6 protein-coding genes are annotated in these 8,791 nt (G+C 54.7%); 2 read left to right on the top strand and 4 right to left on the bottom strand.

What is annotated here, in order from left to right:
* Positions 1-67 precede the first annotated feature (67 nt).
* On the top strand, positions 68-493 hold the full coding sequence (locus OKC30_RS18385) for an ImmA/IrrE family metallo-endopeptidase (protein ID WP_270809731.1): 426 nt from the start codon (positions 68-70) through the stop codon (positions 491-493).
* Between the two features lie 27 nt (positions 494-520).
* Here OKC30_RS18385 and OKC30_RS18380 read toward each other — a convergent pair whose 3' ends face one another.
* From OKC30_RS18380 to OKC30_RS18365, 4 genes are all read right to left on the bottom strand, one after another.
* Positions 521-1,696: a restriction endonuclease subunit S gene (locus tag OKC30_RS18380; RefSeq protein ID WP_270666829.1), complete on the bottom strand. Its 1,176-nt coding sequence runs from the start codon at positions 1,694-1,696 to the stop codon at positions 521-523.
* Entirely contained in the window at positions 1,693-3,333 is a 1,641-nt protein-coding gene (locus OKC30_RS18375; RefSeq protein WP_270666830.1) for a type I restriction-modification system subunit M, read from the bottom strand. The genes OKC30_RS18380 and OKC30_RS18375 overlap by 4 nt, the downstream gene beginning before the upstream one ends.
* A 144-nt stretch (positions 3,334-3,477) precedes the next feature.
* Positions 3,478-6,879 (bottom strand): DEAD/DEAH box helicase family protein, encoded by a 3,402-nt coding sequence (locus OKC30_RS18370; protein WP_270666831.1) that lies wholly within the window; start codon positions 6,877-6,879, stop codon positions 3,478-3,480.
* A 5-nt stretch (positions 6,880-6,884) separates the two neighbouring features.
* Entirely contained in the window at positions 6,885-7,826 is a 942-nt protein-coding gene (locus OKC30_RS18365; protein ID WP_266140078.1) for a restriction endonuclease, read from the bottom strand.
* Between the two features lie 324 nt (positions 7,827-8,150).
* Between OKC30_RS18365 and OKC30_RS18360 the strand changes: the two genes are divergently transcribed.
* Positions 8,151-8,588 carry a hypothetical protein gene (locus OKC30_RS18360; protein ID WP_266140079.1) on the top strand — a complete coding sequence of 146 codons (438 nt, stop codon included), beginning with the start codon at positions 8,151-8,153 and terminating at the stop codon, positions 8,586-8,588.
* Positions 8,589-8,791: the final 203 nt, after the last annotated feature.

Below are 8,791 nucleotides of genomic sequence, written 5' to 3'. Positions count from 1 at the left end.
CCAGCAGATCATTTTGGAGGTATTGGGTGAGCGCTATCGGCAAATTTATTCCTAAATCAGGTGCGGAATGTCGGATCTGCCCAAGACCTATCTGGATGGCGCGGTTTGCGTCGGGTACAACGGCGCCCCCGTAGTGGCGTTAACCCTGCGCTACGACAGATTGGATAACTTCTGGTTCACCCTGCTCCATGAGTTGGCGCATATCGCGTTGCATATGGACGGCAATCAGACCTGGTATCTGGATGATCTGGATGCAGAGGGTAATGATGAGATTGAACAGCAGGCTGATGCGCTGGCCCAAGAGAGCCTGATCCCGGCGAGCAACTGGCCTGCGATGGCATTGACGACTCCGGCCGCCGTTACCGCACTGGCGCAAACGCTGTCGATTTCACCCTGCATCATCGCCGGACGGATACGCCATGAAACTGGCGACCACACCCTGTTTAGTCGCCAATTTAGGGATAAAGTGAAAACGGTATTAGGAATGGCTTAATGGGGAGGTCTATGACCTCCCTTAATTTTATAATTGGCCGGAGAAGGCTTTTTGGGAAAGTGAGCTAAATAGTTTCATATAATCACATTCACTATACATTGGCATTTCCTTTACCTTCTTCATTATCCCAAGATACTTGTCTTGCATTTCCAATGGAGGAATGAATGGTAAAAATTCACTCAATACAGTTTTGTTAATCGTAGCAATGCCTGTGGTCTGCTTACCTACTTTTAAAAAATACTTTTTTCCCCGTGGAGATGATATTACGGAACTAAGGAAACTTGGCCTTACATAATCTCTGTCCATTACTCTGACAGAAAAAATATGATTTTGATGGATGCAGTTTTCTATCTCTCCATTCCAGACATGGCCTCTTCCCAGCTTATCTGGATCGCCTCCTTCGGTGAGCAAAATATCGCCTATTTGCAGCATGCTTTTTTTAGCATCTTTTTGTGAGACAGTAATTTCTTGTATTGATGACAAATCAAGATAACCATCTTGAACATTCGCTACTCGCATGTAAGGCAGTGTTATCGCATCATCGTCTTTGACTATTTTCCCTTTAGTTACTCCAGATCGAATGTCTGCAATATCTTTCAATATCACTTCATCCCACCCCTTTGGGTTGGTAACAGGATCGCCAAACATATCGAGGAAGACGCTGCGCAGAAAGTCATCGGCTAGGGTGATGGCTTGCTGGCGCTTCTGGCGGATGGCGTCGGCCTTATCCAGAATCGCGGCAATACGTTTTTGCTCATCGAGCGGGGGGAGAGGAATTTCAAAATTCTTTAAAAAAGTCGCGGAAATGTTAGGCTGAGCACCTCCGGCGCCAGCGTTGATAAATTTTGGCTGACTATATTTTAATAAGTAATATAAAAATAATGTGTCGACTTTCTCATTTGGTGTGAATGCAGCACATGCTTGGTTAGTGCACGCTTCAATTTTAAGAATTGAGCATGCGCCAATAGTTGCTCCATACATCGCAACCAGGATGGTGTTTTTAGGGTAAATTCGAGTTGATGAGCTTTGTAATCCGGCTTCAGTAATGAACTCTGATGCATGGGTTATAAATTTATTGTGCAAATCACCTGTTTTAATCCAAGCGATACTCCCGTTCTCATAATATTCACGCTTAGATCTTGACGGTGTACCACCAGATGTAATTTTAAATATTTCTCCCAATTTCACCATCGGCCACGTCATAGCATTTTCTCCAGCTCATTAAGATCCGCCAGAATGTCTGCTTCCAATGCCTTTAATTTTCCCAAAATCACCTTGGGATCTTCATAGCTCTCCTCCTGATAGACCACCTTTTTATAGCGGTTGATGGAGAGATCGTATTTCTGGGCGGCTATCTCGGCCTTGGGCACGATAAAGGCTTGCTGGGTGCGGTCTTGGTAATCCCGCTCAACGCCTCCCTCGTCTTTGAGGTGCTCGTTGTTGGGGAACTGCTCGGCGAGCTGGCGGCTGAGCTGGTGGCCGATAAAGTTGCCGACCGGCATATGAGCCTGTTTGCGGTAGTGCTGCCAGCTTGAGACCAGATGGGGCAGATCGTTGGCGGCTATCGGGTTGCGCTTGTCATCCAAGCTGTAGCCGTCGTTTTGCAGATCGTAGAACCAGACATTGCTGGTAGCGCCGCCCTTGGTAAAGATCAGAATAGCGGTGGCGACCCCGGCATAGGGCTTGAAGACGCCGGAGGGGAGGTTGATCACCGCCTCCAACTGGTTGTGCTCCACCAGCAGCTCGCGTAGTTGCACATGGGCCTTGGATGAGCCGAACAGTACCCCCTGCGGCACGACGGTGGCACTGCGCCCGCCGATCTTGAGCATTTGCAGGATACGGACGATAAACAGCAGCTCGGTCTTCTTGGTCTTGACCCTGGCAGTCAGTTTGGGGTCGATGTCCTCCTCGTCCAGTGTGCCGGTAAACGGCGGGTTGGCGAGGATCAGGTGAAAGCCTTCGTTGCTGGCGTTCGGGAAGTGATCGCGAAAGCCCTGGCTCAGGGTGTCTTGATAGTGGATATCGGGCTGCTCGACCCCGTGCATGATGAGATTCATGGCAGCGATACGCAGCATGGTGGCGTCGAAGTCGTAGCCGTGGAACATGTCGGTATCGACGTGGTGGCGATAGTCGGCGAGCAGATCCCCGGCGAAGACTTTTTGCTCTTCCAGCTCGCCGCGTTCGTTGGCAACGACCTGGCTGTGGACGTTGTCGGCACTGGTGTAGCGCTCGGCGATGTATTCATAGCTGTTGGAGAGGAAGCCCGCCGTGCCGCAGGCCGGATCGCAGATGCGTTCATGGCGGGCGGGGTTGGGTTCCATCATTTCGATCATGGCGCGAATGAGGTGGCGCGGGGTACGGAACTGGCCGTTGATCCCGGCGGTGGTGAGCTTGGAGAGCAGGTATTCGTAGAGATCGCCCTTGGTATCGCCCTGATCAATGGGCAGGGATTTGATCATCTCCACCGCGCTGACCAGCAGTCTCGGGTTGATGATCTCCAGCCGGGCATTCTTCATGAAGTGGCTGAGGATGGAGCCCTCGTGGTTGAGGCTGCGGAAGTGATCGAACACGCCGTCGCGCACCGTCTCCAGCATCTCATCCGCCCCCAGATTGGCATAGCGGGAGAAGCGATAGTCCTGCTCGAACTCGGCAAAGCGGTGTTTGAAAGGAATGCCCGCCAGCATCTCCCGCTGCTCGTCCTTGCTCTCCTGCATGTCGAGCATACGGGAGTACATCAGGAAGGTGATCTGCTCGATCACGGTCAGCGGGTTGGTGATGCCGCCGACCCAGAACGCTTCCCACAGGTTGTCGATTTTCGTTTTCAGTGCGCCAGTGATCATTAATGTCTCGTTGTGTGCGGGCGCTCCTTCATAGGTAAGGAACGCACCGAAAAAGGGGCCCGCGCAGGGCGGGCCGTGAATGGCTGGATTGTACCGCGATTTTATCCAGGACGGGGCGGGTTATCCCTTGCCTACTTCAGGCGATTACAGGGCTGCCTTGCCGGTGTTAACGGTAAAACCGTCGACGATGGACTTGAGCGCCATCACCTGAGCCATATCGGGGAAGACCCCGCTCACCCCCTGACTGTTGACCGAGGTGAAGGGCTGCTCGAACAGTTGCTTCATCTCGATGGTGCCGAAGGTGCGGATATGGTTTTTCAGCAGATCGAGGAAGCGCATCTGAACGGCACTGAGACGATGCTCGGCGGCGAAAGCTGTGAAACGCTCGGCTACCGCCTCTCCATCCATCCCCACCAGGGTACGCAGGATCTTGTCGAGCCCAGCGCTGGCCTCGGGGTAGAAGTCGGTCAGCACCTTGATATCGACGTTGGGGTTTTGCACCAGCACCAGCTTGCGCAGTTCGTCCAGCTCGTGGTCGGCCACCGGCTGGCCACAACGGATCTTTTGCAGCACAGGATTGCTGTTAAACAGCGGCTCCAGCACACCCTGCACCTGCTTGCGGTAGAGCTTGAAATCCACCGATTTGATGTTGGTCTTGCGCTGACCGGTCTGATAGTCCGCCTCGTCTTCCTTGATGTTGGTGACCAGCGGCGAGTTCGGCGGGGTGGGCGTTTTCTCCATCAGATGCATGATGTCACGCAGGGTGATGCGAGCATGTTCCAGCTGATCGAAATCGGCCTGCTGCCACCAGAGCAGCTCGCGCAACTGATTGATCAGTTCGCCGTGTTGCTGCACATGAGCGAGGTGAGGCGGCAGCAGATCCACCTTTTCAGCCACCTTGTGGTAGCTCTGCATCAACTGCTCCGGGTTGTCATGGAGCGCTTGCTGGGCGGCGATAATGTCGAGATCGAAGCGAATGGCATCGCCCTGCCCGCGCACGTCGAGCCACTGCATCAGGGGCGCCATGTCGTGCAGCGCCTGCTGGGTAGCCGGTGAGAACTGGCGCAACAGCTTGGGATCGCTGAGACGGGCCTTCTCCTTCCAGTGCTCCTGTACCGAGATGGACCTGTCATCCAGCGCATCGAGCTGACTCCTTATCTGCATGGCGACCTTGTCGAGCACATCCTTGGCAAACTTTTTCTGGGCGCTGCGGCCAAGCTGCAACCAGGCCTCGAAGCGCTGCTGGGCCAGGGATTTGCTGGTGGTAGGTTCCACCTCTTCGGGCTCCTGCTCGAAATAGTCGAACACACCCCAGTGATCGAAGATGCGGAACTTCTCCTTGTGCTTACCCGGCCCGAACAGATCTTTGCACAGCCGGGTGCCGCGCCCGATCATCTGCCAGAACTTCACCTTGGATCGCAGCGGCTTGGCAAACACCAGATTGACCACTTCGGGCACGTCGATGCCTGTATCGAGCATATCCACCGAGATAGCGATGGTGAGGTCGTGGTTTTTGCCATCGCCCTTGAAGTCGTCGATTAGCTGCTCGGCACGGGGGTCATAGTTGTCGATCACCTGGCAGAACTTACCCGCAAACTGGGGGTATTGGTCATCGAACACCTCTTGCAGCAAGAGGGCATGCTGGTGGTTGCGGGCGAAGACAATGGTCTTGCCCGGCAACTGGCCATCCTTGTCCTTGATGCCGTTCTCCATCAGGTTGCGCATGATGGCGGCATTGGTCGGTTTGTTGTAGATGGCCTTGTCGATACTCTGGGCATCGAAATCGAGCTCGTTGGGGTCGATGCCGTCATCTTCCAGTTGAGCTACTTGCTCATCGGTCAGGTTGTCGCGTTTGATCCCCTCGCGCAGGAATTTGGTGGTGTGAGTCACCACCTCGTAAGGTACAAGGTGATCATCTTCGATGGCCTTCTCTAGCGAGTATTCGGCGGTGGGCATCTTGTAGTCACAACCGAATAGCTGGCAGGTGGAGCGGCTAACCATCTCGACTGGCGTCGCGGTCAGGCCCACTTGCAGGCAGTCAAAGTATTTGAACAGGTCCCCGTAGACGTTGTAGATGGAGCGGTGGGATTCATCGGCCACGATGAGATCGAAATAGCCCACATCGAACTGCTCCATGATATTGAGCATGCCTGGATAGGTGGCGATAAAGATGCGGGCGGTCTGCTGGGTCGCCTTGTCACTGGAGCCGACCACGCAGAGAGGGTCGCTGATAAATTCGTTGAAGGCGTTGCGGGCTTGCTTGCGCAGCTCCTTGCGGTCGCACAGAAAGAGTACCCGCTTCACCCAGCGGGCATCGAGCAGCAGCTTGGTCAGGGCGATAGAGACCCGGGTCTTGCCGGTGCCGGTGGCCTGCACGATCAGGGCGCTGCGCTTCTTATTGCTGAACGACTCCGCCACGCGGCGGATGGACTCCAACTGATAGAGGCGAGTGCCGCCCCCGGCGATGCTAGTATCGATATCGGTTTGCAGCAGATCCTTCTTGCTGGTGCGCTGCTGGATCAGGTGTTGCAGGCTCGCCTTGCTGTAGAAGCCGAACAGGCGGCGCGGCGGGTAGCCGTGGGCGGGATGATCATCCCAAATAAAGATGTCATAGCCGTTGGTGTAGAAGATGACCGGGCGCTGACCGTATTTCTCCTCCAGCCAGTCGGCATAGAGCTTGGCCTGTTGGCGCCCGGCTTCGGCATCCACCTGGGTGCTCTTGGCCTCGATCACCGCCAGCGGCTGGTGGTTGTCATCCCACAACACATAGTCAGCACGCCCCTTACCGGTCTTGGTGGGCTGCTTGAGGGTGGCCTCTTCCTGACTGACTTGCGCCGTGTCGGTGCCATCGTCTGAGATGTCCCAGTTGGCATCGAGCAGACGGGCATCGATCAGGCGGCGGCGTGTCTCAGCCTCGTTCATGTCGAGCAGGCTGACCGCATCTTGGTTCTTCTGGCGGGACTGTGCGAGGCGGGCCTTGAGCTCGTCGGTCTGCTCTTTGGCTTGCTGCAGGTCACGTAGAATAGCGATCTCACGCTCTTCGGCAGCCTTGAGGGCGGCACAGGCTTTTTCCAGCTCATGTGCCTTTTTCTTCAACGCATCCGTTGTAATTTCAACGGGTTGCTGCGCTGGCTGGGTGAAACTGCCACATTCCTGCTGATTGCCGTTGTCGTAGCGGATATAGAGCCAGGCGGCGATCAGCCACCCCTCTTTGAGCAGCCAGACCGAGTGCTTCTGCTCGCACTTCTCGCCGTGAGCGGCTTTGTTGCCGTATTGGCGCAGGATATCGAGTTTCCCGTGAATGGGCTTTGGCATCAGGTCGACAAATACATCGTCCTTGATGAGATCGAACAGGTTGGGTCGATAGCCTTGGGGCAAACGCTCTTCCCGATAAATCCAACGCACGATCAACTCGACCATGTTGCGCAGTTTTACCAGTGAAGTCTCTGGGTCGTCGTAGACATATCTCTCCGCCATCGCCCCCAGATCGGCTATCTCGGGCCATTTGCGGCGCAGCATTTCGAAGTTCAGTGACTTGTTGGGCATGGTCGTCAATCTTCCAGAAAGTAATCCGAATCCAGGGTCTTGATAGTCAGGGTCTCGCGGGTGGTGACGCCGACACCATATTCGATCATAAGGGCGGCGAGGCGCGGGCCATCGATCAGCACGATGCGTTTCTCGATCTGCCCCACATATTCCTGTGCCCCACTGCTAAAGCGGGAGGTCGTGATAAAGACCCCCTTGCGGGCCTTGTGCAAATCCAGTGCCCCAGAGAAAGCCTGGATTTCTGGGCGACCGACGGTGGTATCGGTGTAACGCTTGGCCTGCAAATAGATAGAATCGAGACCGAGCCGGTCCTCCTTGATGATGCCGTCGATACCGCCATCGCTGCTGTAGCGCGTGGTCTGGGCTGCATCCTGCTGACTGCCGCCATAGCCCATGGCGACCATCAGATCGACCACCAGCGTCTCAAAGAAGCGGGGAGATTGGCTCAGGATCTCGGCCAGCAAGTCATCGGCAAGAGAGCGGTTGATAGCGGCCAGCGCCTGATCTATTTGCTCTTGCGGGGTTTGAACCGGATTCGACTCTGTTATCGCCAAGCGAGGCTTCCCCTTGGTCGGGACAGGATCATCGACTTCTGCACTTTCGCTGGATGTAAAGGCCGCAAATTCCTCGAACTGGGACAGATATTGGTTGTCGATAGCCTGACCCGATGCCAGCGCCGCCATGCCCCGTTCGGTGATAAGGCAGATGCCCCGCTTGGGTTGTTCGATGAGGCCAGCTTTGACCAGATAGGTCTTAGCCCAGCCTACTCGGCTACGTACCTTCGTTTGACGGCCACTTGGCAGCCTTTCGGACAACTGCTCGGGGGTAAAGGCATAGTGCTGGCAAACCAGCTCGAACACTTCACGTAGAGGGCGGGAGACACCATCGGCCAGTACCTTGAGCACGACTGGCATCATGGCTTCATAGCTGGGCAGGGTTTCTTTCATGGGCTAGCCAGAGTCAGATAAAACTGATAGTTATCTTGCCACAGTGACCTACATGGGGCCATGGCATAACACCTGGATTGTGTGAGGGGTCATTTAAAGAGTGCTGGTGGATGGGGGCGCAGCTTAGGAAATAGGACGGGTCGAGGGCGCTGACAGGATTACGCTACTGGAACTACGAACCGGCCGACCCGCCACCGGAACCCCAATTGCAAGCATTGCCCTTGGTAAAGGGACCATAACAGTGGTGGCAGGGATAGACAACTACCAGGCATTGTACGGCGCAAGCACCAGCCTATTGCTACGTGATGCCAAGGAGACCAAGTGATGACCGACCACCCTGCTTTTATCCCTGTCCTTACCGTGATGGTGGACTACGGAGGAGCACCGTTTCTGTGGCTCAAAGAGTCACCAGATGAACCAGGCTATGTGAACGACTGCATGTGCGAGGGCGATGGATACTGCGAAGATGACCCCATATCGGAAGAGCTCTGGGGAATGTTTGCTCCTTGGGCACGTGAATTTAATGAAACCATGTATAGCAGTCATGCGCTTGACCCCGACCACTGGGATTGGGCTGCCTTTCACGCACGCGGCCTGCAACTGACCCGCCTGCTCAAAGCAGAGGTGGGTGATTCGTACCGAGTGCTTTATTGCAAACCTGTAGAAGATCCCGCGTTTAAGCAGGACGAGTACAGGGCGGTCTTGGCTGACGGAACCATAGTTCCCTTCCATCCTGATCTGGATGGGTCTGCCGGTTCCTAGTCTATTGAGCTGCGTCTTCAACCTGTAATGGAACGCAAGTGGTATCACAAACGGTATCAATCACACTTTACTGCAACCAATATAACTACTCATTTATATGATTTTTAATGATTTATTAATTTCAATGGCCTTGTTGCACAATTCCAAAGCAGGACAGCAGTCTCTCAGGCGCCGATTTCGCTCAGTTGACCTGTTGTCGTACA

It is taken from the genome of Aeromonas sp. QDB18 (genome assembly GCF_027705325.1).
Taxonomy (GTDB): domain Bacteria; phylum Pseudomonadota; class Gammaproteobacteria; order Enterobacterales; family Aeromonadaceae; genus Aeromonas; species Aeromonas caviae.
The sequence above is the reverse complement of the archived record's forward strand: the minus strand, read 5'-3'. Positions and strand labels throughout refer to the sequence as shown.

Coding starts and splice junctions, on each gene's coding strand:
- OKC30_RS18385 (WP_270809731.1), top strand. CDS start 68: ATGTCGGATCTGCCCAAGACCTATCTGGATGGCGCGGTTTGCGTCGGG.
- OKC30_RS18380 (WP_270666829.1), bottom strand. CDS start 1,696: ATGACGTGGCCGATGGTGAAATTGGGAGAAATATTTAAAATTACATCT.
- OKC30_RS18375 (WP_270666830.1), bottom strand. CDS start 3,333: ATGATCACTGGCGCACTGAAAACGAAAATCGACAACCTGTGGGAAGCG.
- OKC30_RS18370 (WP_270666831.1), bottom strand. CDS start 6,879: ATGCCCAACAAGTCACTGAACTTCGAAATGCTGCGCCGCAAATGGCCC.
- OKC30_RS18365 (WP_266140078.1), bottom strand. CDS start 7,826: ATGAAAGAAACCCTGCCCAGCTATGAAGCCATGATGCCAGTCGTGCTC.
- OKC30_RS18360 (WP_266140079.1), top strand. CDS start 8,151: ATGACCGACCACCCTGCTTTTATCCCTGTCCTTACCGTGATGGTGGAC.